The organism is Micromonospora sp. SCSIO 07396, from assembly GCF_053667945.1.
On sequence record NZ_CM132210.1, the window covers coordinates 4,511,204 to 4,535,185 of the forward strand.

The 23,982-nt window shown below is 73.8% G+C and carries 20 protein-coding genes and 1 pseudogene; 11 read left to right on the top strand and 10 right to left on the bottom strand.

Going from position 1 to position 23,982, the window contains the following annotated elements:
* Positions 1 to 8 precede the first annotated feature (8 nt).
* Positions 9 to 3,194 carry an FtsX-like permease family protein gene (locus ACWCHM_RS19250; RefSeq protein ID WP_454219269.1) on the bottom strand — a complete coding sequence of 1,062 codons (3,186 nt, stop codon included), beginning with the start codon at positions 3,192 to 3,194 and terminating at the stop codon, positions 9 to 11.
* A gap of 140 nt (positions 3,195 to 3,334) precedes the next feature.
* On the opposite strand from ACWCHM_RS19250, the gene ACWCHM_RS19255 reads away from it, so the two are divergent.
* A complete protein-coding gene (locus tag ACWCHM_RS19255; protein ID WP_204957061.1) occupies positions 3,335 to 3,628 on the top strand; it encodes a hypothetical protein in 294 nt (97 codons plus the stop codon).
* Between the two features lie 151 nt (positions 3,629 to 3,779).
* Here ACWCHM_RS19255 and ACWCHM_RS19260 read toward each other — a convergent pair whose 3' ends face one another.
* A complete protein-coding gene (locus ACWCHM_RS19260; RefSeq protein WP_204957060.1) occupies positions 3,780 to 3,968 on the bottom strand; it encodes a hypothetical protein in 189 nt (62 codons plus the stop codon).
* A 154-nt stretch (positions 3,969 to 4,122) separates the two neighbouring features.
* Here ACWCHM_RS19260 and ACWCHM_RS19265 point away from each other — a divergent pair.
* Positions 4,123 to 4,335, top strand: a pseudogene (locus ACWCHM_RS19265) (hypothetical protein); the annotation flags it as partial.
* Positions 4,336 to 4,447: 112 nt separating this feature from the next.
* On the opposite strand, the gene ACWCHM_RS19270 reads toward ACWCHM_RS19265, so the two are convergent.
* Both ACWCHM_RS19270 and ligD read right to left on the bottom strand, forming a co-directional pair.
* Positions 4,448 to 4,603: a hypothetical protein gene (locus ACWCHM_RS19270; protein WP_158224222.1), complete on the bottom strand. Its 156-nt coding sequence runs from the start codon at positions 4,601 to 4,603 to the stop codon at positions 4,448 to 4,450.
* Positions 4,604 to 4,923: 320 nt separating this feature from the next.
* Complete coding sequence (gene ligD / locus ACWCHM_RS19275) at positions 4,924 to 5,964, bottom strand: non-homologous end-joining DNA ligase (RefSeq protein ID WP_204957059.1); 1,041 nt, start codon at positions 5,962 to 5,964, stop codon at positions 4,924 to 4,926.
* A 47-nt stretch (positions 5,965 to 6,011) separates the two neighbouring features.
* Between ligD and msrB the strand changes: the two genes are divergently transcribed.
* The 4 genes from msrB to ACWCHM_RS19295 all read left to right on the top strand — a co-directional run bounded on the left by msrB (position 6,012) and on the right by ACWCHM_RS19295 (position 8,749).
* Entirely contained in the window at positions 6,012 to 6,422 is a 411-nt protein-coding gene (msrB, locus tag ACWCHM_RS19280) for a peptide-methionine (R)-S-oxide reductase MsrB (RefSeq protein WP_420115471.1), read from the top strand.
* Positions 6,423 to 6,656: 234 nt separating this feature from the next.
* Positions 6,657 to 6,914: a Prokaryotic metallothionein gene (locus tag ACWCHM_RS19285; protein WP_204957057.1), complete on the top strand. Its 258-nt coding sequence runs from the start codon at positions 6,657 to 6,659 to the stop codon at positions 6,912 to 6,914.
* Between the two features lie 119 nt (positions 6,915 to 7,033).
* Entirely contained in the window at positions 7,034 to 7,498 is a 465-nt protein-coding gene (locus ACWCHM_RS19290; RefSeq protein ID WP_454219271.1) for a GNAT family N-acetyltransferase, read from the top strand.
* 126 nt (positions 7,499 to 7,624) lie between these two features.
* Positions 7,625 to 8,749: a lytic polysaccharide monooxygenase auxiliary activity family 9 protein gene (locus ACWCHM_RS19295; RefSeq protein ID WP_454219272.1), complete on the top strand. Its 1,125-nt coding sequence runs from the start codon at positions 7,625 to 7,627 to the stop codon at positions 8,747 to 8,749.
* An 85-nt stretch (positions 8,750 to 8,834) separates the two neighbouring features.
* Here ACWCHM_RS19295 and ACWCHM_RS19300 read toward each other — a convergent pair whose 3' ends face one another.
* The 6 genes from ACWCHM_RS19300 to hemE all read right to left on the bottom strand — a co-directional run bounded on the left by ACWCHM_RS19300 (position 8,835) and on the right by hemE (position 16,630).
* Entirely contained in the window at positions 8,835 to 10,205 is a 1,371-nt protein-coding gene (locus tag ACWCHM_RS19300) for an extracellular solute-binding protein (protein ID WP_281899516.1), read from the bottom strand.
* Positions 10,202 to 12,799, bottom strand: coding sequence for a trypsin-like peptidase domain-containing protein (locus ACWCHM_RS19305; RefSeq protein ID WP_454219273.1), 2,598 nt, complete (start codon positions 12,797 to 12,799; stop codon positions 10,202 to 10,204). Before ACWCHM_RS19305 ends, ACWCHM_RS19300 begins: the two co-directional genes overlap by 4 nt.
* Positions 12,800 to 12,860: 61 nt before the next feature.
* Positions 12,861 to 13,187 (bottom strand): CU044_2847 family protein, encoded by a 327-nt coding sequence (locus ACWCHM_RS19310; RefSeq protein WP_454219274.1) that lies wholly within the window; start codon positions 13,185 to 13,187, stop codon positions 12,861 to 12,863.
* A gap of 219 nt (positions 13,188 to 13,406) precedes the next feature.
* Positions 13,407 to 14,120: a hydrogen peroxide-dependent heme synthase gene (hemQ, locus tag ACWCHM_RS19315; RefSeq protein WP_204957051.1), complete on the bottom strand. Its 714-nt coding sequence runs from the start codon at positions 14,118 to 14,120 to the stop codon at positions 13,407 to 13,409.
* Complete coding sequence (gene hemG, locus ACWCHM_RS19320; protein ID WP_454219275.1) at positions 14,117 to 15,529, bottom strand: protoporphyrinogen oxidase; 1,413 nt, start codon at positions 15,527 to 15,529, stop codon at positions 14,117 to 14,119. Before hemG ends, hemQ begins: the two co-directional genes overlap by 4 nt.
* A 3-nt stretch (positions 15,530 to 15,532) precedes the next feature.
* Complete coding sequence (gene hemE, locus ACWCHM_RS19325) at positions 15,533 to 16,630, bottom strand: uroporphyrinogen decarboxylase (RefSeq protein ID WP_204957049.1); 1,098 nt, start codon at positions 16,628 to 16,630, stop codon at positions 15,533 to 15,535.
* A 162-nt stretch (positions 16,631 to 16,792) separates the two neighbouring features.
* On the opposite strand from hemE, the gene ACWCHM_RS19330 reads away from it, so the two are divergent.
* The 5 genes from ACWCHM_RS19330 (at position 16,793) to ACWCHM_RS19350 (ending at position 23,852) form a co-directional block, all read left to right on the top strand.
* Complete coding sequence (locus tag ACWCHM_RS19330) at positions 16,793 to 17,365, top strand: DUF3000 domain-containing protein (RefSeq protein ID WP_204957048.1); 573 nt, start codon at positions 16,793 to 16,795, stop codon at positions 17,363 to 17,365.
* A gap of 203 nt (positions 17,366 to 17,568) precedes the next feature.
* A complete protein-coding gene (locus tag ACWCHM_RS19335; protein ID WP_204957047.1) occupies positions 17,569 to 18,885 on the top strand; it encodes a ribonuclease D in 1,317 nt (438 codons plus the stop codon).
* A 249-nt stretch (positions 18,886 to 19,134) separates the two neighbouring features.
* Positions 19,135 to 20,331, top strand: a complete 1,197-nt coding sequence (locus ACWCHM_RS19340; protein ID WP_454219276.1) for a thiolase family protein — start codon at positions 19,135 to 19,137, stop codon at positions 20,329 to 20,331.
* Positions 20,328 to 22,394 carry a 3-hydroxyacyl-CoA dehydrogenase NAD-binding domain-containing protein gene (locus tag ACWCHM_RS19345; protein ID WP_454219277.1) on the top strand — a complete coding sequence of 689 codons (2,067 nt, stop codon included), beginning with the start codon at positions 20,328 to 20,330 and terminating at the stop codon, positions 22,392 to 22,394. Before ACWCHM_RS19340 ends, ACWCHM_RS19345 begins: the two co-directional genes overlap by 4 nt.
* Before the next feature lie 168 nt (positions 22,395 to 22,562).
* Entirely contained in the window at positions 22,563 to 23,852 is a 1,290-nt protein-coding gene (locus ACWCHM_RS19350; RefSeq protein WP_281899529.1) for a hypothetical protein, read from the top strand.
* Positions 23,853 to 23,982 lie beyond the last annotated feature (130 nt).

The following is a 23,982-nucleotide window of genomic DNA, read 5'->3' on the forward strand; positions in this document are numbered from 1 at the left end:
CGTGGTCGTCACCGGTCTCCTCCGGTGCGCAGCCGGGCGGCGGCGACCCGCTGCCGCAGCCCGGTGGCCATCGCCGCGCTGCCGGCCAGCGCGGCCAGCAGCAGCCCCGCCACGGTCCACCCGATCGGGGCCCAGGCCAGGGCGAACGCCGGCGCGGGCACGGGTCGCCCGGCGGCCGGGGTGAGGATCACCAGGGGTGCCATGGTGGCTCCGACCACCGCGCCGAGCAGCAGGCCGACGCCGACACCGATCCCGGCGAGGAAGGTCTGTTCGGCGAGCAGCGCGCGGGCCAGCAGCCGGGGGGACGCGCCGAGGGTGTGCAGCACCGAGAACTCACCGATCCGGTGCCGGGCGGTGGCCCACACGTCGACCACCAGGCCGACGAGGGCGAGCAGCACCGAGCCGAGGGCGGCGGCCAGCAGCCCGGTCCGGGCCCCCTGCCAGTACGGGTCGTCGGCGGCCACGGCGGCGGCCTGCCGGCGGTCCAGCAGGGTCGTGCCGGGCAGTGCGGCGGCGGCCCGGGACGCCTCGGCGTGGGCGGCGGGGTCGGTCCGCAGCCACCACTCGGGTACCGGCCGGACGGTGCCCGAGTTGCGGATCAGCCAGTCGGTGGCGGCGGGCAGGTCGAGCAGCACCCCGTCGCCGGCGGTGGCGGGCAGCGCGGTCACCTCCCCGAGCAGGCGCACCGGCAGGGAAACCCCGGACAGGGTCAGCTGCACGGTCTCCCCGGGCCGGACGTTGAGCGCGGCCCGCACAGCCGGGGTCATCAGGGCCGGTACGGCGGTGTCCGGGCCGTCCGGCACCACCGCGAAGCGGGACGCGGGCTGGTAGGCGTACCGGCCGCCGTCGAGGAACCCGACGGGGTGGGTGGCGGTCAGTCCGGCCCCGTCGGCGGTGGCGGTGCTGTTCCCGGTGGACTCGGCGGCGGCCACCCGCCACCGGCCGGTGGGCGTGAACGTGGTGGACCGGGCGTCCGGGCCGACGGTGCGCAGGTCCCGCACCTTCAGCGCGTACGCGGTGCCGGCGACGTCCCCGCCGTCGGCCTCGAACCCGGCGAGTCGCAGTCCCGCGACGGCGGGCAGGTCGACCCGGAACCCGACGGCCCGCCCGTCGCTGCCGGTGCGCGCCACGGGCAGCCGGTAGGCCAGCCCGTCGGCCCGGGTGAGCAGCACCGACACGGCGATCCGGTGCGGGGCGACGGCCTGGTCGACGGGGGTGCTCACGGTGCCGGTGAGGCTGCGGGCGTCGGCCGGCAGCGGCAGCCCGAGGGCCGGTCCCCGGGCGGCGGTCAACTGCGCGAACAGTTCCCGCGCGGGCCGGTCGGCGAGCCGGTCGCTGAGCTTCGCCACCTCGGCGGCCTGGGCGGTGTCCAGGCCGAGCACGGTGGCCTGCCGGTCGTCCCGGCCGACCCGGATGTCGTCGCGCCAGGCCGGTAGCGCCCGGTCGACGCCGGGCAGCGCGGCGAGCGCGGCGGCCCGGTCGAGGGGGGCGACGCCGGTGCGTTCGACCAGCCGCAGGTCCGCGCCGATACGGTGGTCGGCCTGGTCGACCTGGGACCGTTCCCCGGTGGCGACCAGCGACCAGGCCAGCGTGCTGCCGCCGACGGCGAGGGCGAGCAGCAGCACCGGGCCGGCGTGTGGCCGCCGGCCGGCCTGCCACATCCCGAAGATGGTGGCGGTCCACGGTCGCCGGTCGACGAACCGTTCGGCGAACCGGGTGGCCGGCGGGAGCAGCCGCAACGCCACCACCGCCCCGGCCAGCACCCCCAGGGTCGGCGCGGCCACCAGCAGCGGGTCGACGCCGAGGTCGTTGCCGGCCCCGGCCAGCGGTGAGGAGTAGCGGCGCAGTTGCACCCAGGCGAGGGCGGCGAAGGCGACCAGGGCCAGGTCGAGTCCGGCCCGGCTGACGGTGGTGACCCGGTCGGGGCGGGACCGGGCGGCCAGGTCGGCCACGTAGGTGCCCGCCCCGCGCAGGGTGGGGGCGACCATCGCGGCGAGGCAGCCGAGGGCGGTGGCCAGGGCCGCCGCCCAGACCCACCGGCCGCCGCCGACGGCACCGCCGAGGTCGACCGGCCCGTCGGCGGCGACCCGGCGCAGTGCCCCGCCGGCGAGCAGCGGCCCGAGCAGGGCGGCGGGGACGACCACCAGGGTCGCCTCCCGGGCGGCCAGGCCGGCGAGTTGCCGGCGGGCCGCGCCCCGGGCCCGCAGCAGGGCGGTCTGGGCGCGCCGGTCCTCGTGCAGCAGGGCGGCGATCAGCACCAGCGCGTACCCGCCGAGGACCACGATCAGCAGCAGCGGGGTGGCCAGGGCCGAGCGGCCGGCCAGGTCGGCCCGGCTGATCCGGTCGATGAGCCGGTCGAGGGTGGTCACCGCCTGGGCGGACGAGCCGAGCCCGGCCGTCTCGGGCACCCCGGTCGCGGCGGTGGCGACGGCCCGGCGCAGCGCCGGCAGCCGGTCCGCCCCGACGGCGGTCAGGTCGGGCGCGACCATCCAGGCGGCGGAGACCGAGCCGGGGAAGGTGGCCGCGAAGTCGGCCGGGTCGAGCACGAACGGCCCGTGCGTGGCGTCGCCGTCCGCGTTGGTGCCCAGGCCGGGGGCGAGCCGCCAGTACGGGTCGGCCGGGTCGCGGGGCCGCCAGGTGCCGGTGAGCACCACCTCGGTACGCCGGTCGGCGCTGCGGTCGCGCATCGGCACCCGGTCGCCGGTGCGCAGGCCCAGTGCGCCGGCGACCTTCTCGGGCAGGGTGGCCTGGAGCGGGCCGGCCCCGGCGGTCGGCCAGTCGCCGTCGACGAGGTCGGCGTGCGCGACCAGGTCGTCCAGGGTGGCCAGGGTGGCGAAGACCGGTTCCTTGCCGGTCCGGATGCCCGGGGCGAGGGTGCCGGTGAGTTCCCTGCCGGTGCCGTAGCGGGCGGCGGAGACCCGGATCGGGGTGCCTTCGAGGGCGGTGGCGAAGCCGTCCCGGACGGCCCGGTCGCGGGTGGCGTACTCGGTGCGGTCGCGGCCACCGGAGCCGCTGACCAGCAGGCTGCGTTCCTCGACGGGCGCGGCGGTGATCAGGGCGCGCTGCCCGGCGTCGACGGCCCGCCGGTTGTAGTCGGCCAGCCCGGTGACCAGTGCGATCGCGACCACTGCGGCGGCGACCGCCGCGAGCAGCAGTCCCCGCGCCTCGCGGGCCCGCCTCCACACCAGCTTCATCCGTTGCCTCCCCGGGGCCCGGGGTCGGGCCGACGGAGAGCAAGAGCGGTGACCCGGTGGGAAAGGTTCGCACCCGTTACTTGATCGTTACCCTGGCCCGCCGGTTGGCCCGCAGGCGTGGATCTGGTGTGATCGGCGGCATGGAAACCGCGCTGATGCTGTCGACTCTCGCCCTCGTGCTGGCGCTGGTGATGCAGTTCCCGCTGCGCAACCGCCGCGACGACGTGTCGTTCCGGCTGACGGAGATCGAACGCCGCCAGCGGCTGATCATGGAACACCTGGGCGTCGTGGACCGGGGCCCGGCCCTGCCCGGGGTGCGGGAGCACCTGGCCCGGGGCGACAAGATCAGGGCGATCAAGGCGTACCGGGAGGCGACCGGAACGGACCTGCGCACCGCCAAGGAGGCGGTCGAGGCGATCGCCGCCGGCCGCTGACCCCGAGATCGGCTCAGGTGGGCCGAGGTTGCGCGATCAGGGCGAACGCTGACCGAGATCAACTCAGGTGGGCCGATGTTGCGCCCTCAGGGCGGCCACAGACCGCAACAGCAGCGACATTGAGGTGATCATCCCAGTCGGCCGGCCGGGATCAGTCCGTGGCCAGCTCCGGCCGGTGCTCGCGGATCCACGCCTCGACGTCGACCTTCCGCCACACCTTGCCCATCGCCAGCACCGCCACGGGTTCCGGGAAGTTCCGCTGGTTGGCGATCACGGACGCGCGCTGCCGGGAGACGTTCCCGAGCATCGTCCTGATCTCCGACACGCCGACGAGCTCCACAGGTTGACAATGACAGCAGGCACCGCCCTCGACTCCGACAACTACGGAGACTATTGACGTAGACAACAGACAGGGACACCATGAGGACGTGACCACGTCGAACGTTTCGCCTGTTCATGATCGGCAGCGGCGGCCCGTGGGCGGGCATCCGCCGATGCGCCCGCTGTGGCGGTGCCGGACATGCGCCGCGCCCTGGCCCTGCCAACCCGCCCGCCTGCTCCTGACCAGGGAGTACCGGCGGGACCTGGTGGCACTGTCGATCTACATGGCCAGCCAGTTGTTCGAGGCCACCGCCGATCTGGTGCGACTCAATCCGCACCCGGCCCCGTCCCCGGCGGAACTGTTCGACCGTTTCCTCGCGTGGACGGCCCGACCCTCTACCCGACCCGCGAACACCCCCGCGCCGGTCGACGGGTGCCGGCCCGGGGACGCGACCCCGCAGCCGAATGCGGAACGGCCTGCCGGCCGACTGCCGGAAACTATCTGACGAGCAGGGTCAGCAGTCCGGTGAGGGCGACGAGGACCGCGGCCACCCCGGTGAGCACGGCCGGCAGGATCTTGAGGTATTCGAGGATCACGGAATGCCGGCCCGGCACCCCGCCGATCCGCTGCGTTCTTCTCGTCGTGGCCGCCATGGTGATTCCCTTGTCCGGTGCCCGCGTCCGGTCGGATGAATCGGAGCCACTGACCGGCGAATCGACTGTCACCGCCGGGCAGCAGTCGACCGGACACTCGACAGCGAGGGCATAAGCCCTGTTCACACGAGTGCAGCCGACGTCCGCGCATCCTACCTTTCATATTCGACCGTAGGCGTCATGACCAGTCGAGCGCAATCATCAGTACCGGAAAGAGTACGCAGGAAAGCCATTTTCACACGTGGGAGTGGCATGCCGCGCAACTGATTTCGGATTACCGACGAACAGTCCGCACCACCGACGCCGCCGGCATTCCGATTTCAGCCGGTGGCGTCGTCGGCCGGACGCTTCGCCCGGCTCGGCTGCACCCGCTTCGGTTCGCCTGGCATCTTCGGATGGTCGGGTGGGTAGGGCAGGTCGCCCAGGCCCTGCCCGGCGTCCCGCTCGGCCCAGTCGAGCAGGGGGGTGATGTCGACCGGGTCGTCGTCGATGCCCGCGTGCGGGTCACCCCGCCCGGCCAACCGGACCGGCACCGTACGCAGGTCGAAATCGTCGGGATCGACGTCGGGCAGCTCGTCCCAGGTGACCGGGGTGGAGACGGTGGCCCGCGCGTTGGCCCGCAGCGAGTACGCGCAGGCGATGGTGCGGTCCCGGGCCATCTGGTTGTAGTCGACGAAGACCCGCTGCCCGCGTTCCTCCTTCCACCAGGCGGTGGTGACCAGGTCGGGACGACGTCGTTCCAGTTCCCGGGCCAGCGCGATGGTGGCCCGGCGCACCTCGGTGAACGTCCACCGCGGGGCGATGCGCAGGTAGACGTGCAGCCCCCGGCCGCCGGAGGTCTTCGGCCAGCCGGTGACGCCCAGCTCGGCGAGGATGCCCCGCAGCTCGGCGGCGGCCGTCGCCGCGTCGGCGAAGTCGGTGCCGGGCTGGGGATCGAGATCCACCCGCAGCTCGTCGGGGTGGTCGACGGCGGCGGCCCGGACCGGCCACGGGTGGAACACCACCGTGCCCATCTGCGCGGCCCAGGCGACGTGGGCGAGGTCGGTCGGGCGCAGCTCGTCGGCGCCCCGGCCGCTGGGGAAGGTGATGCCGACCGTCTGCACCCACGGCGGCACCCCCCGGGTGGGCACCCGCTTGGAGAAGAACGCCTCCCCCGCGATGCCGTCGGGGAAGCGTTGCAGGGTGGTCGGCCGGTCGGCCAACGCGCGCATGATGCCCTCGCCCACCGATACGTAGTAGTGGAAGACGTCGGCCTTGGTGAACCCGCGCTCCGGGAAGATCACCCGGTCCGGACTGCTCAGCCGGACGCTGCGCCCGGCCACCTCGACCTCGGTCGCCGTCGTCTTCCCGCTGGCCGCCATGGCGCGACCATATGCGATGCCCCCGACATCCGACGTACGGTTGACCGGTGAGTCTTGACGAGAGCGAACTGCCCCGCACCGAGGACGAGTGGCGGGTCCGGCTGACCCCGGAGGAGTTCCGGGTGCTGCGCGAGGCCGGCACCGAACGCCCCTTCACCGGCGAGTACGTCGACACGAAGACCCCGGGCGTCTACCACTGCCGGGCCTGCGGGCTCGAACTGTTCTCCAGCGACACCAAGTTCGACTCGCACTGCGGCTGGCCGAGCTTCGACGACGCCATCCCGGGCCGGGTGCGGGAGATCCAGGACACCAGCCTCGGCATGGTACGCACCGAGATCCGCTGCGCCCGCTGCGACAGCCACCTCGGGCACGTCTTCCACGGCGAGGGCTTCACCCCGAAGGACACCCGGCACTGCGTGAACTCGGTGTCGATCCGGCTGGAGCCCGAGCAGGGCTGAACCGACGCCGAGGCGGAGCAACCGAACCGGGCCGGACCGATGCCGGGCAGTCAGAGCAGAAGCAGGCTGCGCTTGATCACGTGATCCTCCGGGTCGGGCGTCCTACCGGGTCCAACGCCCGACACGCCGGGGCGAAACGCCGTCCGACCCGACCGATCCGGGGCATTTCACCCTGCGCGACCCCCATCCTGTCGCACCCTGGGGGCAGATGTCCGATTCGGAGAGGTGTGACGGGTGGCTACCTGCGAGGTCTGCGGCAACGACTACTGGATGGCGTTCGAGGTGCGCACGGTCAGCGGTGACGTGCACACCTTCGATTCCTTCGAGTGCGCGGCGCACAAGCTCGCGCCGATCTGCGAGCACTGCCAGGTGAAGATCATCGGGCACGGGGTGGAGGTCGGCGGCCGGTTCTTCTGCTGTGCGCACTGCGCCCGCGCGGTGGAGGCCCTGGGCGCGGAGATCCGCGACGCGGTCGGTGCCCGCCCGGTCTGACCCGTCGTCGGCACCCGCCCGGCCCGCGCCGCCGGTCGGCACCCGCCCGGCCCGCCCCCCTGCGGGACCTGACGCCACTGCCGCGTCAGGCGGGCGGGCGGGCCGCCTACCATCGCCTGATGGCACCGCAGACCGTCGACGTCCACGTCGCCAGCTTCACCGAGCTGGACGTACGCACCTTCCACGACCTGCTGCGGTTGCGCATCGACGTGTTCGTGGTGGAGCAGCGCTGCCCGTACCCGGAGTTGGACGGGCGGGACGTCGAACCCGGCACCCGGCACCTCTGGCTGGCCCACGACGGCATCGTGCGGGCCTACCTGCGGCTGCTCGCCGACCCGGGCGGGGTGGTGCGGATCGGCCGGGTGGTGGTGGCCCCGGCGGCCCGGGGCGGCGGGCTCGCCGGCCGGCTGATGACCGAGGCGTTGCGGCTGGTCGGCGACCGGCCCTGCGTGTTGGAGGCGCAGGCCCACCTGGCCGGTTTCTACGCCGGGCACGGCTTCACGGTGACCGGCCCGGAGTACGTCGAGGACGGCATCCCCCACCTGCCCATGCGGCGCGGCGGGGCGAGCAGCCCGAAAGATTGACGGATACCGCTTTCCTATGCAAGCCTGCGGAGGCAGAGCCGTCGTGGGAGCCGCACAGCAGGCACGGGAGGGGCAACTTCCGGCCGTCCGGGCGTCGATCGATCGACCCCTTACCTCGGAGGCTCCATGTCCACCGTCCTACGCAGACGACCCACCGCGCTCGCGGGGTCGCTGCTCACCATCGGCGCGATCATCGCGCTGTTGCTCACCACCGCCCTGGCCAACTCGGCGTCCGCGCACGGCGCGGTGGTGAACCCGGGATTCCGCGCCTACAGCTGCTGGGAGCGCTGGGGCGCCGAGTTCCAGAACCCGCGCATGGCCACCGAGGACCCGATGTGCTGGCAGGCCTGGCAGGCCGACCCGCAGGCCATGTGGAACTGGAACGGCCTGTTCCGGGAGGGTGTCGCCGGCAACCACCAGGGCGCCATCCCGGACGGCCAGCTGTGCAGCGGCGGACGCACCCAGAACGGCCGCTACAACGCCCTGGACACCGTGGGCGCGTGGAAGACCACGTCGGTGGCGAACAGCTTCCGGCTGAAGTTCTTCGACCAGGCCAGCCACGGCGCCGACTACATCCGGGTGTACGTCACCAAGCAGGGCTTCAATTCGCTGACCACACCGCTGGGCTGGGGCAACCTGGAACTGGCCGGGCAGATCGGCAACACGCCGGCGTCCCAGTGGGACAAGGACACCGGCGGCGTGTCGATCCAGATCCCGGTGAACGCGCCGGGTCGTACCGGTCGGCACATCGTCTACACGGTGTGGCAGGCCAGCCACCTGGATCAGTCGTACTACCTGTGCAGTGACGTGGACTTCGGTGGCGGCACCAACCCGACCACGCCGCCCACCACCGCGCCGCCCACCACGGCCCCGCCGACCACCGCGCCGCCCACCACCGCGCCGCCGACCACGGCCCCGCCCACCACCGCCCCGCCGACCACGCCGCCGGCGACCGGTGGCTGCACGGCCACCTACCGGGTGACCTCGACCTGGAACGGCGGGTTCCAGGGTGAGGTGGACGTGACCGCCGGCTCCTCGGCGATCAAGGGCTGGACGGTCAACTGGACGTACTCCGGCGGCCAGCAGGTCAGCCAGGCGTGGAACGCCACGTTGACCAGCAGCGGATCGACGGTGACCGCCCGCAACGTCAACTACAACGGCGCGTTGGCCGCCGGCGGGAAGACCACCTTCGGCTTCCTCGCCTCGGGCAGCGGCGCCAGCCCGACCCCGGTCTGCACCGCGACCCTCTGACCGGTCCGGACACCGTGCGGAAGTAGTGGCCTCCCATCACCCGGAGGCCACTACTTCCGTGTTCGGGCCGGCACCGTCACCGGGATCAGCGTCCGCGCAGGGCATCGTTGAGGCGGGCCTCGAAGTCCTCAGGCAACGCCCCGTTACCCTCCAACGCGGTCCGTACGCCCTTGCGGAACACCTCACTGAACGAGAAGTAGTACGGCACCCGGGGCCGGACCCGGGCCTCCCGTACCGCCTCTGCCAGCAGCGCCAGGTAGGGGAACCTGGAGCGGAGGTCCTCGTCGGCGTAGACGTCGTTGCGGGTGGGGGCGAAACCGCCCCGCTCGAACAGCTGGGTCTGGCTCTCCCGGCTGGTCAGGAACTCGATCAGGGCCTGGGCCGCCCGGGGCTGCTTGCTCTGCTTCGCCACCGCGAGGTTCTGGCCGCCCAACGCCGACGGGCCGGGCAACCGCGTCACCTGGAACGGCACCCGAGGGGTCGACATCCCGTCGGGGGTGTCCAGCCTCGGATAGTTGACCGGCCAGTTGCGCATGAACAGGGCCCGACCACCGCCGAAGTCATCCAGGCTGCGGAGCTCGTCACCCGGGACGCCGAACGCGTCACCGGCGAGCAGACCCTTCCCGCGCGCCGCGGCGACCTCCCGCAGCCGCCGCTCCCACTCCTGGCGTTGGAAGATCACCCGGTTGGTGCTCTCGTCGACCAGGCGCTCGACACCGCCGTCCCAGATCAGTTCCATCCCGTTCACGGTCAGCCCCTCGTACGGACCGAACTGGCCCGTGTACCCCATGGTGGGGCCCGTGCGGCCCGCCGGGGCGGTCAGCGCCTGGCTGCGTTCGATGATGGTGCGCCAGTCGAACCGGCGCTGGCCGGGGAGGTCCCCGGGGACCCCGAGCAGGTCGGTCCGGTAGTAGAGCAGGCCGGCGTCGGTATTGAACGGCAGCGCCCAGAGGGTGCCCTGGTAACGACCGGTGGCGAGGGCCTCCGGCACGAACTGGTCGAGGTACCCCGCGCTCAGTCGCGACTCGTCGACCTGTCGCAGGTAGCCGGCGGCGGCGAACTCGGCGGTGAAGGTCACGTCCAGGTTGTAGATGTCGATGTCCCGGACCGGGTTCTCCGTACGACCGGCGGCCTGGGCCTGGGCGATTGCGACCATCTCGCTGCGCTGCTGGTCGGCGCTGACCGTGGTCTCCTCCAACCGGGCCTGGTTGCGCGGGTTGGTTTCGTTCCACCGTTCGATCAGCTTGCGCCGTTGCTGGTCGATGCTGGTGTCCCTGCCGCTGAGCAGCACCAGATCCCCCGGTTCCAGATCGGCGCCGCGCGGGGCCACGTACCAGGCGACAGTGCCCAGCACACCGAGCACGGTGCCGGCCACCAGGCCGAACAGGAAGGCGGACGGAACGCGTAGCCGCCGTAGGGTGGCCGACCGGACCCGGTGCGGCTGCCTGTCGGTCATTGCTCGGCTCCTTTCTCCCACAACTGGGCGAACAGTTCGGTGAGCCGCTGGTCGATCGTCTCGGCGGCGACCTCCCGGCACTCCCCGCCGGTGGACCGGGCGGCCTGTCGCAGGGCGCGGTCCCGCACCCGGTCGGCACAGCTCGCCTCGCCGACGGCGAGCACGTAGAGCCGCACCGGCGGTTGCCCGTCGAGCCGGGGCACCAGATCTCCGCTGGCCGTGTCCCGTCCGTCGGTGAGCACCACCAGCGCCCGCAGGTAGCCCTCGGGGTCGCCGGGCCGACGCAACTCCCGGAAACCGTCGTCGATGGTCCGGTGCAGCGGGGTGTCGCCGGACGGCACGGTTCGGCGCAACCGGGCGAGCAGGGCCGCGTCCCGGGCCGGGTCGGCCGGCCCCACCGGCCGGGGCCGTCCGGCGGCACCGGGGTACGCGGTGGAGAACGTCCACACGCCCACCTCGTCCCGCACACCCAGCTGCCCCAGTGCGGTGGCCACCCCGTCGACCGCCAGGTCGAAACGGGTGCCCCGACCTGCCGGGGCCAGCATCGAACCGGAGCTGTCCAGGGCCAACAGCACCCGCGCCGGCCGCCGGGCCTCCCGGTAGCGCCGGTCAGCGGTGTCGAGCACCGCGGCGTCCGCGGCGTCCGCCAGCTGCCACTGCGGATTCTCCAACGGCCAGTCGGGCAGCACCCCGTTCGTCTCGGTCAGCCCGGAGCCGGGCTCATCGCGGCCGGCGACCCGGAACCCCTCGGTCCGCAGCACGTCCCGGCCGGGGCCGGCCAGCCAGCGACGGAAGTCGTCGGCGGTGGACCGGGCGACCGGGCTCTGCACCGCGTCGGGCCAGTGCAGGCGTACCACCCGGTGCTCGACGCCCGGGGTCTGCTTCGGGTAGAAGGCGACCAGAGACCGGTGGGGCGTGGGCCGCCCCAGTTCGGCGCAGGCGTCGCCGAGCCGGTGGCCGCCGTTGAACCGGACGAGCGCCTGCTCGGTGGTGATAACGGCGGGCGGCATGGGCGCGGACGGGTCCTGAGCGAGTTGCCGCTGCCGGCACAGCACCGCGGCGAGGGTGCCGAGCGGGTAGCCGCGCGCATCCTGGGTACGCTCCAACGGCTGTTCCACCTGCCGCCGGAGCTGGGTCGTCCCGACGTCCTGGTAGAGGGCCACGTCGACCATCCGGGCCTCCGGGGAGAGCGTGGGGTCGGGGCGTACCACCTGCCAGCCGACGCCGGGGACCGGCCGGCCCCCACCGGTCACCACGGGCGGGTCGGTCGCGGAACGGCTGGCCTTGCCGAACAGCTCCGGCCAGGACAGGGAGCGTTGCCGGTCGAGGTCGTCGCGGTCGGCGTCGACGAGGCCCCGGGGCACCCCCAGCACCAGGGGTGACCAGGCAACCGTCTCGAAGTCCCGCACGCTGTCCAGGTTGCGCAGCTGGTCGTCGAGCGGCTCGGCACCGGGGAACCAGACGTCCGGACGCGGGCCGACGTCGGCCGGGTACCAGCCCGGCACCGCCGGACGACCGCTGCTCGCCGGTTCCCCGGCCGAGGCCGACCAGTCGTGTCGCAGGCCCTTGGCCACCTCCTCGGCCGATGCGGAGTAGACGAACATGTTCACGGTGCGGCAACCGCGCACCGCGGAGGACCGCTGGAAGGCGGCGGCGACCGTCTGGTAGGTGAGCAGGTCGTCAGGGGCCACGGCGACCCGCAACTCCGCCGCAGGGGGACACCCGGGCAACGGTTCGGGCGCGACCATGCAGATGCCGGCCAGCACCGCCACCAGCGCCGCGATCCACCCCGGTCGCAGCCGGCGCGGTCGTGCCGCCGCGTCCGGTGACGGCGTTCCCGCCGGTGCCGGCGTCCCCGGCCGGGCCAGCTGGCCGGCAGGTGGTCCGGAACCGGTACGCCACCGGCTGAACGGCTGCCGCCACCGGGTCACCACCAGCGGTGGGCCGAACGTGGCGGGCACCGGCAGCCGCCGGATAGGAATCATGAAGGCGGCCGGGTATTCGAGTTGGGGTCTGGTGCGCTGGTCGGCAGAGACGATCATCCCGACCACGCAGCGGACCCGGTGGTCCCAGACCGGGGCGCCTGAGTAACCGGGCTGGATCTGGTAACCGGCGTCGGTCGGGTTGGCCAACTGCATCCATCCGCCACCTACCGGCCCGACGACCCGTCCCTCGAACCAGCGGCCCTTGCCCCCCGGGAAGCCGAAAACCCGGCAGACGCGGTCCCGGGTGCCGGACTCCCCCGGTCGGGCCAGCCGGACCGGCCGGATGCCCGCCGGCACCGGCGTCACCAGGCGCAGGACGGTCACGTCGCCGGGGTCGTCGGGATCGTCGGGGTCGTCGGGGGGCAGCACCACCGCGATCGCCGGCCGTCCCCGGCGCACCAGCGGGAAGACCACCTCGACCTGCCCACCGCTGAGCGACGCGGTGTCAGCCGGCTCGTCAGGCGTCGGGGAGACCTCCCCGGTCAGGGCCGCCCGGACGACATGGGTGCAGGTCAGCAACAGGTGACGATCGATCAGGAAGGCCGCGCCGACCACCGCACCGGCGGCGTTGCGGACCCCGGCGACGGCGAGTTCCGCGTCGTCAGGCACCGGATGGACCGGCCTGACGTCGGGCTTTCCCCGCGCGCCCATGATCACGACGCCATCCGGCTCACGTTTCCGTGCCGGGCCGGTCCCACTCGACCCGAACGGTGAGATTGGCCTCCGAGGTGCCGCTGGCGATGATCAGCCCGGTCTGGGCCGACACCTTGACCCCGAACTCCACCGCGACCCGGTCCGGTGGCTCGGCGACATCGCGGAGGTTGCGCAGCACGGCGGTGCTGACCTGCCGTAGGTGCGTCAGGGCCGATTCCAGTGTCTCGTGCGCCCGGGTCGCCGCCACGCCGCCCCGGCCGACCGGGACGGTGCCCTCTTCGGCGGGGGTCTCGAACTGGACCCTGCCGCCACCCTCCAGCGGAAACTCGACGATCTGCGACACCGGCACGCCCCCGTGGATCCCGACGGCACGGAAGTTACCGTCTTGAATCTCTTAGGTTACCGTCGTCATTCCACTCCGGAGCGTCCACAGCGGGCTGTGAGCCGGACGCGTCCACATTCCGACAGCACCACGCCGGCCGAGCGGCACCACCGGGCACGCCCGGATCGACGCCGGGCACGCCCGGACCGGGCCGGTACGCCGACCGGACCGGTGGTCGGACTAGACCAGGCAGTTGACGATGTCGGCGACCGAACGACGCCGGCCGGTGTAGAACGGGACCTCCTCGCGGACGTGCCGCCGGGCCCCGGAGGCCCGCAGGTCCCGCATCAGGTCGACGATCCGGTGCAGCTCGTCGGCCTCGAAGGCGAGCATCCACTCGTAGTCGCCGAGGGCGAACGAGGCGACCGTGTTGGCCCGGACGTCCGGATAGCCGCGCGCCATCTTGCCGTGCTCGGCCAGCAGTTCCCGCCGCTCGGCGTCCGGCAGCAGGTACCACTCGTAGGACCTGACGAACGGGTAGACGCACAGGTACGGCCGGGGCTCCTCGTCGGCGAGGAACGCCGGGATGTGGCTCTTGTTGAACTCCGCCGGCCGGTGCAGCGCCAACTGCGACCACACCGGGGTCAACGCCCGCCCCAGGGTGGTCCGGCGCAACCGCAGGTAGGCGTCCTGGAGGGCGTCGCTGGACGACGAGTGCCACCAGATCATCACGTCCGCGTCGGCGCGCAGCCCGGCCACGTCGTACATGCCCCGGACCACGACGTCCTTGCCGGCCAGTTCCTCGAAGAGCGACTCCACCTCGCCGGTGACGTTCTCCCGCAGCGCCGGCAGCCCGCCGGTGGCCCGGTAGACCGACCACATGGTGTAGCGCACGGTTTCGTTGAGTTCCCGGATCCGGGCCGCGTTGGACTGCTCGGTGCTCTGCTCGGTCATGGACCCGATCCTCCCAGTGCTTCGATGATCTCGTCGGCCGCGCTCTCGCCGGAGCGGACGCAGACCGGGATGCCGACCCCGTCGAAACCCGCGCCGGCCACCGCCAGGGTGGGGTACGACGCGCGCAGCGCCGCCCGGACGGCGGCCACCCGCCCGGTGTGACCGGGGGCGTACTGGGGCAGCGCGCCGCCCCAGCGCTGTACGTGACCGGCGACCGGTGCGGGCAACGCCACCCCGAGCACCCGGGTCAGCTCCCGGTGCACGGTGGCGAGCAGGTCGTCGTCGGTGAGCTGGAGCGAGGTCTCCTCGCCGTACCGGCCGACGGAGGCGCGGACCAGGGCCAGCCCGTCCGGCGCGGCCAGGTGCCCCCACTTGGTGGTGAAGAAGGTCGACGCCTTGATCAGCAGCCCCTCGCCCGCCGGCACCAGGAAGCCGGAGAGCCGGGGCAGCGCCGGCGCGGGCAGCGCCAGGGTGACCAGCGCGACGCTGGCGTAGTCCAGCCCGCCGACGGTCGCCGCCTGCGCCGCGGCGAACCCGGCGAGCAGCCGGGCGGTGGGTCGGGCCGGCACGGTCAGCAGCACCGCGTCCGCCTCGACCAGTTCCGGGTCGCGGGTCGGGCCGACGGTCAGCCGCCAGCCGTCGCCGACCGGGGTCAGCTCGCGGACCGCCGCGTTGCGCCGGATCGCCGCGCCGCTGGCCGTGGCCGCCGCCTCGACCAGGGTGCCCAGCCCGCCGTCCAGGGTGCCGAAGACCGGGGCGCCGGGGGTGCGGGGCGCGGCGGCCTGCGCGGCCCGGACCGCGCCGACCAGTGTGTGTTCCACCCGCGCCGCGCGGGCCAGCGCCGGCATGGTGGTGACCAGGGACAGGTCGTCGGCCCGGCCGGCGTAGACGCCGCCGAGCATCGGGTCGACCAGCCGCTGCACCACCTGCTCACCGAACCGGGCCCGGACCAGTTCCCCGACCGAGACGTCCTGGTCCGCGTCGAGCAGCGGCCGGCCGCCGTCGCGGTCGGCGTCCGGGGTGGGCTCGGCGACCGCCGCCACCGCCGCCAGGTCCCCGGGTACGCCGACCAGCGTGCCGCCCGGGACCGGGCGCAGCCCGCCGTCGACGACGAGCGCGGCCTGCCCGACGGTGGGGTGCACGATCCGCCCGGCCAGGCCGAGCCGGCGGGCCAGGGCCACCGCGGCGGACTCGCCCCCGGCCGGGTCCCGCATCAGGAACGACTCCGCGCCGAACTCCACCGTACGGCCGGCCAGCTCACCGGTGCGCAGCTTGCCACCGAGCGCGCCAGACTGCTCGTACACGGTGATCTCGGTGTCGGCGGGGGCGCGGTCGCGTAGCCGCAGCGCGGCGGCCAGGCCGGTGATCCCGCCACCGACCACCGCCACCCGCCACGGCCGCGCCCGCACCGCTCAGCCCTGCTCGTCCCGGCGCGCGGACACCTCGTGCACCAGCGCGACCACCCGGGTCAGCACCTCGGGGTCGGTCTCGGGCAGCACGCCGTGACCGAGGTTGAACACGTGTCCGGGGGCGGCGCGGCCCTGCTCGACGATCCGCCGCACCTCGGCCTCGATCACCGGCCAGGGGGCGAACAGCACGGTCGGGTCGAGGTTGCCCTGCACGGCCCGATCCGGCCCGATCCGGCGGGTCGCCACGTCCAGCGGGGTACGCCAGTCGACGCCGACCACGTCGGCGCCGGCCTCCCCCATCGCGCCGAGCAGCTCGGCGGTGCCCACCCCGAAGTGGATCCGGGGCACCCCGGCGTCGGCCAGGCCGGACAGCACGGCGGTGGAGTGCGGCAGGACGAAGCGGCGGTAGTCGGCCTCGGACAGGGCCCCGGCCCAGGAGTCGAAGAGCTGCACGGCGGAGACCCCGGCGTCGACCTGCACCCGCAGGAACGCCAGGGTGACCTCGGCGAGCCGGGCGCACAGCGCGTGCCACAGGTCGGGCTGGCCGTACATCATCGCCTTGGTCCTGGCGTGGGTCCGCGACGGTCCGCCCTCGACCAGGTAGCTGGCCAGGGTGAACGGCGCACCGGCGAAGCCGATCAGCGGGGTGTCGCCGAGTTCGGCGACGAGCAGCCGGACGGCTTCGTCCACGTAGGACACGTCGGCGCGGTCGATGCGGCGGACCCGCTCGACGTCGGCGACGGTGCGCACCGGCTCGGCCACCACCGGCCCGGTGCCGGCGACGATGTCCAGGTCGACGCCGGCCGCGGCGACCGGGACGACGATGTCACTGAACAGGATCGCCGCGTCGACGCCGTGCCGGCGGACCGGCTGGAGGGTGATCTCGGCGACCAGGTCCGGCCGGCGGCAGGAGTCCAGCATCCCCACGTTGGCCCGGATCTCCCGGTATTCCGGCAGGGACCGGCCGGCCTGGCGCATGAACCAGACCGGGGTGTGCGGGACGGACTCCCGGCGGCAGGCCCGGACGAAGGGCGAGTCGGCCGGCCCGCTGCGGCGGGATTCTCCGTCTCGGGCGGCGGTGCCCGTGGTGTCGGTGGTCATCGCGGCAATCGTGCCACGCACCCGCGCGGGCCCGACGGGCAGCGCCGCCATTTGTGACCCGCACCCCCGGGACGCACCGGTCGGCGGCGGGACACCGCCGTGGGCCGGCGCTTCGGCGTGCCGTGCCGGCGGGCGACGGCGCGTCGGCATAGGCTGCCGGTCATGGCCCCCCCGATCGCGCTCCCGGAGACGTTCGCCCGCGCGGTCGCCGGCCTGCGGTCGGTCACCCCCCGGGCGGAGATCGTCCTGGAGGAGGTCGGCGCGCCCCAGCGGCTCGCCCCGTACGCGTTCGCCCTCTCCGCCACCGTGCTGCGCGACGACGACGAGGTGGCCGACGGGCGGCTGATCCTGCTGCACGACCCGGCCGGGCACGACGCCTGGCGTGGCACCCTGCGGCTGGTCACCTACGTGACCGCCGACCTGGAGGTCGACCTGGCCGCCGATCCGCTGCTGCCGGGGGTGGGCTGGACCTGGCTCACCGACGCGTTGGAGGCGCACCAGGCCGACTACCGGGCGGCCGGTGGCACGGTCACCCAGACCGTGTCGACCCGGTTCGGCGAGCTGGCCGGCCCGCCCGCCGCCGGGGACGTCGAGATCCGGGCGTCCTGGACGCCGCTCGGCGAGGACCTCGGCGCGCACCTGTCGGCCTGGTGTGCGCTGCTCGCCTCCACCGCGGGGCTGCCGCCGCCCGGGGTCACCGCGCTCACCGACCGCCGGCCGGCCGGCGCGGCCTGACCGCCGGCCGCCCTCCCGGTAACGACGCGACACGCCCGGAGCACAAGCAGATGTCCCGGGTGCCCTGAGGACGTCCTATCGGACATCGAATGTCCCGCGGTCGAGGTGGCCGTCCTCACCGTCCCGACCTCTGTCGGACACCGGGACGACACACACCGGACCGGCTGCGCACACCATCTCGCCCGGCGCACTAGGGTTGTCAGGTGACCGACGAACCACCCCTGCGCCGTCGGGCCGCCGAAAGCCGTACGGCAGACGTTCCGCCCCCGGCCGTCGCCCAGCCGGCGGACCCGGGCACCGAGCAGCCCTCCGGCGGGCCCGTACCGCTGACCGCGCCCCGCGACGGCACCCCCCAGCCGGTGGCCACCCCCGCCGAGCTGGACGAGGTCGTGGCCCGCTTCGCGGCGGGCACCGGCCCGGTGGCCCTGGACGCCGAGCGGGCCTCCGGCTACCGCTACAGCCAGCGGGCCTACCTGGTGCAGCTGCGCCGGGAGGGGGCCGGCACCACGCTCATCGATCCGCTGCCGCTGCCCGACCTGACCGCCCTCGACCAGGCGATCGGCGACGCCGAGTGGGTGCTGCACGCCGCCAGCCAGGACCTGGCCTGCCTCGCCGAGCTGGGGTTGCGTCCGCGCCGGTTGTTCGACACCGAGCTGGCCGCCCGGCTGGCCGGCTTCGAGCGGGTCGGCCTGGCCGCGCTGACCGAGCAGTTGCTCGGCTACACCCTGGAGAAGCACCACTCGGCGGCCGACTGGTCCAGCCGGCCGCTGCCCGAGTCCTGGCTGACCTACGCGGCGCTGGACGTGGAGATGCTCGTCGACCTGCGCGACGCGCTGGACGCGGAACTCCACGCGCAGGGCAAGTCGGCGTGGGCGGCGGAGGAGTTCGCCGCGCTGATCACCTGGGCCACCCGGCCGCCCCGGGTGCGGGCGGAGCCGTGGCGGCGGACCTCCGGCATCCACCGGGTCCGGGGGGCGCGGGCGCAGGCCCGGGTCCGGGCCCTGTGGTACGCCCGGGACCAGATCGCCGTGCGCCGCGACGCCGCTCCGGGGCGGGTGCTGCCCGACTCGGCGATCATCGCCGCCGCCGAGCTGGACCCGAAGGACGAGAAGACCCTGCTGACGTTGCCCGGGTTCGGCGGCCGGTCGGTGCGCCGGCTGGCCCGGTCCTGGCTGACGGCGCTCGACGAGGCCCGCCAGTTGGCCGACGACGCGTTGCCCGTCACCCCGACGGTGGAGGGGCCGCCCCCGCCGCACCGGTGGGCGGAGCGCGACCCGGTGGCCGCCGGGCGGCTGGCCCGCTGCCGGGAGGTGGTGGTCCGCGTCGCCGGTGAGCACCGGCTCCCGCCGGAGAACCTGATCACCCCGGATTCGGTCCGCCGGCTGGCCTGGCAGCCGCCCGACGAGATCACCGTGGACACCGTCGCGGAGGTCCTGCGCGGCTACGGCGCACGCCAGTGGCAGCTCTCCCTCCTGCTGCCCGCGCTCGCCGAGGCACTGCTGCCCGCACCCCGGGCCTGAGCCACCACCACGCCACCCTCCGTCGTCCCTGACGGTCCGCATCCCGGCCCTGGCCGGCCCGGAGACGGGCCGGCCAGGGCCGGGTGCCCCCGCGCCGGGAGTGTGGGATGGGCCACACCGGGGGTGGTGACGGCCATGGTTACTGGCGAGTAGCATTCCCAGGGAAACGCCAGTGCCGGCCGACCCTCACCCGGCCCGTGCCGCCCCCGCGGCGCGTCGGCCGGGTCGTGGTCGATAAGGAGGCTCCAAGTGCCCCGAGAAGTTCGGGATGTCGTCTTCGTCGACGGTGTCCGCACCCCGTTCGGCAAGGCGGGTGGCATGTACGCCAACACCCGCGCCGACGACCTGGTGATCCGCTGCATCCGTGAGCTGCTGCGCCGCAACCCGCAACTGCCTCCGGAGCGGGTCGAGGAGGTCGCCGTCGCCGCCACCACCCAGATCGGCGACCAGGGCCTCACCATCGGCCGCACCGCCGCCCTGCTGTCCGGACTGCCCAAGACCGTCCCCGGCTTCGCCGTCGACCGGATGTGCGCCGGCGCGATGACCGCCGTCACCGCCGTCGCCGGCGGCATCGCGATGGGTGCCTACGACATCGCCATCGCCGGTGGCGTCGAGCACATGGGCCGGCACCCGATGGGCGAGGGCGTCGACCCCAACCCGCGGATCATCGCCGAGAAGCTGGTCGACCCGTCCGCCCTGGTGATGGGGGCCACCGCCGAGAACCTGCACGACCGGGTCCCGCACATCACCAAGGAGCGCACCGACGCGTTCGCGCTCGCCTCGCAGATCAAGACCGCCAAGGCGTACGCCGACGGCAAGCTCCAGGCCGACCTGGTGCCGGTCGCGATCCGCGACGCCGACGGCGCCTGGGGCCTGGCCACCGCCGACGAGGCGCCCCGGGAGACCTCGCTGGAAAAGCTGGCCACCCTCAAGACCCCGTTCCGCCCGCACGGCAAGGTCACCGCCGGCAACGCGGCCGGCCTCAACGACGGCGCCACCGCCAGCCTGCTCGCCGACGAGGCCACCGCCCGTGAGCTGGGCCTGCCGGTCGCCATGCGGCTGGTGTCGTACGGCTACGTCGGCGTCGAACCCGAGGTGATGGGCGTCGGCCCGATCCCGTCGACCGAGAAGGCACTGCGCATCGCCGGCCTGAGCATCGACGACATCGGCCTGTTCGAACTGAACGAGGCGTTCGCCGTGCAGGTGCTCGCCTTCCTCGACCACTTCGGCATCGCCGACGACGACCCCCGGGTCAACCCGTGGGGCGGCGCGATCGCCATCGGTCACCCGCTCGCCTCCTCCGGCGTACGGCTGATGACGCAGCTCGCCCGGCAGTTCGCCGAGCACCCCGAGGTGCGCTACGGCCTCACCGCCATGTGCATCGGCATCGGCATGGGCGGCACGGTCATCTGGGAGAACCCGAACTGGGAGGGTGCAGACAAATGAGCCTCAGCGCACCGAACGAGGTCGTCACCCGGGCGCTGCTGCGGCAGGTGAACGTGCCGGGACTGGACCGGCCCGCCGCCCTGATCACCCTGGACAACGGCTTCGACCACACCAAGCCGAACACCTTCGGCCCGGGCGGCCTGGCCAGCCTCGACGAGGCGATCACCGCCGCGCTCGCCGCCGAGCCGGCGTTCGTCGCGGTCACCGGCAAGCCGTACGTGTTCTGCGTCGGCGCGGACATCACCAGCCTGCCGGCGCTGGCGGACCGGGAGCAGGCGCTGGAGATCGGCCGGCTCGGCCACCGGGTCTTCGCCCGGCTGAAGGACAGCGCCGTGCCCACCTTCGCCTTCGTCAACGGCGCGGCGATGGGCGGCGGCCTGGAACTGGCCCTGCACTGCCACTACCGGACGCTGTCCGGTGGCGCGGCGGCGCTGGCCCTGCCCGAGGTGTCGCTCGGCCTGATCCCCGGCTGGGGCGGCACCCAACTGCTGCCGAACCTGATCGGCATCCCCGCCGCCACCCAGGTGATCCTGCAGAACCCGCTGATGCAGAACAAGATGCTCAAGCCGAAGCAGGCCGCCGAGATGGGCATCGCGGACGTGCTGCTGGAGCCGGCAGACTTCCTGGAACGGTCCCTGGAGTGGGCCGCCGCGGTGGTGCGGGGCGAGGTCACCGTCAGCCGGCCCGAGGTCGACCGGGACATGTGGGCGGGCGTGCTCTACTTCGCCCGGCAGACCCTGGACCAACGGCTGCACGGCGCGGTGCCGGCCGCGTACCAGGCGCTGGACCTGCTGGAGACGGCGAAGGACGCCGACTTCGCCACCGGCACCGCCGCCGAGGACGAGGCGCTGGCCGACCTGATCTTCTCCGAGGAGCTGCGCAGCGGCCTGTACGCCTTCGACCTGGTGCAGCGGCGGGCCAAGCGGCCGGCCGGCGCACCGGACAAGGCCCTGGCCCGGCCGGTCACCAAGGTCGGCATCGTCGGTGCCGGCCTGATGGCCAGCCAGCTCGCGCTGCTGTTCGCCCGCCGCCTCCAGGTGCCGGTCGTACTGACCGACCTGGACCAGTCGCGGGTGGACAAGGGTGTCGGCTACGTGCACACCCAGATCGAGAAGGCCGTCAGCAAGGGCCGGATGGACAAGGGCACCGCCGCCAAGCTGTACGGCCTGGTCTCCGGCTCGGTCGACACGTCCGTCTTCGCCGACGCCGACTTCGTCATCGAGGCCGTGTTCGAGGACCTGGACGTCAAGAAGCAGGTCTGGGCCGAGCTGGAGAAGATCGTCGCGCCGGAGGCGGTGCTCGCCACCAACACCTCCTCGCTGTCGATCACCGCGATGGCCGCCGAGCTGGAGCATCCGCAGCGGCTGGTCGGCTTCCACTTCTTCAACCCGGTGGCGGTGCTGCCGCTGCTGGAGATCGTCCGGGGCGAACGGACCGACGACGCCACCCTGGCCACCGCGTTCGCCGTGGGCAAGCAGTTGAAGAAGTCCTCGGTGCTGGTCTCCGACGCCCCGGCGTTCGTGGTCAACCGGCTGCTCACCCGCTTCCTGGGCACCGTGTTCGCCGCCGTCGACGCCGGCACCCCGCTGGACGTTGCCGACAGCGCACTGGACCCGCTGGGGCTGCCGATGCGTCCGCTCGCCCTGCTCCAACTGGTCGGGCCGGCGGTGGCCTACCACGTGGGCGGCACCCTGCACGCGGCGTACCCGGACCGCTTCGGCGTCAGCGAGAACCTGCGTCGGATCGCCGACTCGGGTCAGCCGATCGTCGTCGAGGACCGGATCAACGACGAGGTGGCCAAGCTGCTCGTCGTCGGCGACCAGCCACTCAGCGCCGAGCAGGTCCGGCAGAACGCCCTCGACGCGTTGGCGCAGGAGATCCGGCTGATGCTCGACGAGGGCGTCGTCGCCGAGGCGCAGGACATCGACCTGTGCATGATCCTCGGTGCCGGTTGGCCGTTCCACCTGGGCGGGATCACCCCGTACCTGGACCGGACCGGCACCTCCGAGCGGGTCACCGGCCAGCGTTTCCTGCCGCGTGGGGCCGCCAGCCTGCGCGCCTGAACCATCCCCGCTCCCCCGCCGATCGCGGTGGCCGACGATGTCCTCCCCCCGGGATATCGTGGCCACCGCGATCGTCGTTTGCGTACCCTCGTCAGACTCGGGGGGCTGCGCGGCCGGGCTCCGTCTGGCTACCATCACGCGTTCTCACCCTCGCCTGGAGCTGATCTGATGACCTCACCGCCGGTCGATCCCTGGTCCGGGCAGCCGGAGCACGGCTCGCCCACCGGTCACTTTCCGCCTGTGTCCGACGGCCCACCGGCGTCGCCCGAGGGTCCGCACACGCCGCCGCAGGGTGGCGGCTGGCCCACCACGCCGTATCCGGCGGCATCGAACCCGCAGCCCGGCGGGTGGCCGGCCGATCCGCAGTCGGGTCCGCCGGCCGACCAGTACCCCGGCCCGCAGTACGGCGGCTGGCCGCAGCCCGACCCGGCGCAGGGCGGCTACCCCGGCGCACCGCAGTCCGGGCCGCCCGCCACCCCACCGTCGGGCTATCCGGCCGCCCCGCACTCCGGGCCGCCCGGTAGTCCTCAGTCCGGCTATCCGGGCGGCCCGCAGCCCGGTTACCCGGCGGCACCGCAGCCCGGTTACCCGGGTGCGGCCCAGCCCGGCTATCCCGGCATCCCGCAGCCCGGTTACCCCGGCCCGCAGCCGGGCTATCCGGGTGCCGCCGGCTCGGGCGGCTACCCCGATCCCGCCGCGCAGCAGTACGCCGGCTTCGGCGGCGCTCCGTTCAGCTCCCCGCCGGGCCCGCCGCACGCCCCCGCGCCCCAGCGGTCGAAGCTGCCGCTGCTGCTGTCGTTGGGCCTCGTCGGCCTCCTGGTGCTCTGCCTCGGTGGCGGCGGCCTCACCTGGGTCGCCCTGAGTGGCGAGGACGACCCGAAGACGCCGACCCCGTCGCCGACGCCCACCGCGGTCACGTCGCCCACCCCGAGCCCCACCCCCGTCGAGACCGACAGCCCGACCCCTGACCCGACCCCGTCCGAGGACGTCGACGACCCGGGCCCGATCCGGCTGGTCACCCCGTCGACCCTCGGTGGCCGGTCCAAGAGCACCGACCCGGAGCTGCGCCGGATCGCCGACCAGATGGTCCGCGACATGAAATCCGAGGTCCGCAACGAGACGGGCGCGGTGAGCGCGTTCTACGGCAGCGCGGCCAGCAGGAACATGGTGATGATGGCCGGTGCCTCGGGTCCGGTCATCCTCCCCGAGCAGGAGCTGGACGACGCGGTCAAGGGACTGGGCAGCTCGCTTGCGGTCACCAAGATGTCCACCATCGACCCGGGCCCGCTGGGCGGGGTCGCGAAGTGCGGCGACGGCAAGGCGTCGGGCATCGCGCTCGGCGTCTGCGTCTGGGCCGACCACGGCAGCGTGGGCATGATCGTCATGTACTTCTCCTCGGCGGCCAAGGCGAAGTCCGAGTTCGTCGCCATCCGGGGTCAGATCGAGAAGCGCGACTGATCCGCTCCGGGGGCGGTCACCGGGTCCACCGGACCCCGTGGCCGCCCCGCACGCTGACCAGGGGCGGAACGGTCGGCGGCGAGGGTGTCGGTCGGGCTGGCTAAGATCACCCGGCCTCAACAAACGATCT

Excerpts from the sequence above, each read along its gene's own strand:
- ACWCHM_RS19270 (WP_158224222.1), bottom strand. The coding sequence starts at position 4,603 with ATGGCGGCCACGACGAGAAGAACGCAGCGGATCGGCGGGGTGCCGGGC.
- hemQ (WP_204957051.1), bottom strand. The coding sequence starts at position 14,120 with ATGACCGAGCAGAGCACCGAGCAGTCCAACGCGGCCCGGATCCGGGAA.
- ACWCHM_RS19255 (WP_204957061.1), top strand. The coding sequence starts at position 3,335 with ATGGAAACCGCGCTGATGCTGTCGACTCTCGCCCTCGTGCTGGCGCTG.
- ACWCHM_RS19300 (WP_281899516.1), bottom strand. The coding sequence starts at position 10,205 with ATGACCGACAGGCAGCCGCACCGGGTCCGGTCGGCCACCCTACGGCGG.
- ACWCHM_RS19250 (WP_454219269.1), bottom strand. The coding sequence starts at position 3,194 with ATGAAGCTGGTGTGGAGGCGGGCCCGCGAGGCGCGGGGACTGCTGCTC.
- hemE (WP_204957049.1), bottom strand. The coding sequence starts at position 16,630 with ATGACCACCGACACCACGGGCACCGCCGCCCGAGACGGAGAATCCCGC.
- ACWCHM_RS19330 (WP_204957048.1), top strand. The coding sequence starts at position 16,793 with ATGGCCCCCCCGATCGCGCTCCCGGAGACGTTCGCCCGCGCGGTCGCC.
- ligD (WP_204957059.1), bottom strand. The coding sequence starts at position 5,964 with ATGGCGGCCAGCGGGAAGACGACGGCGACCGAGGTCGAGGTGGCCGGG.
- ACWCHM_RS19345 (WP_454219277.1), top strand. The coding sequence starts at position 20,328 with ATGAGCCTCAGCGCACCGAACGAGGTCGTCACCCGGGCGCTGCTGCGG.
- ACWCHM_RS19290 (WP_454219271.1), top strand. The coding sequence starts at position 7,034 with ATGGCACCGCAGACCGTCGACGTCCACGTCGCCAGCTTCACCGAGCTG.
- ACWCHM_RS19295 (WP_454219272.1), top strand. The coding sequence starts at position 7,625 with ATGTCCACCGTCCTACGCAGACGACCCACCGCGCTCGCGGGGTCGCTG.
- ACWCHM_RS19350 (WP_281899529.1), top strand. The coding sequence starts at position 22,563 with ATGACCTCACCGCCGGTCGATCCCTGGTCCGGGCAGCCGGAGCACGGC.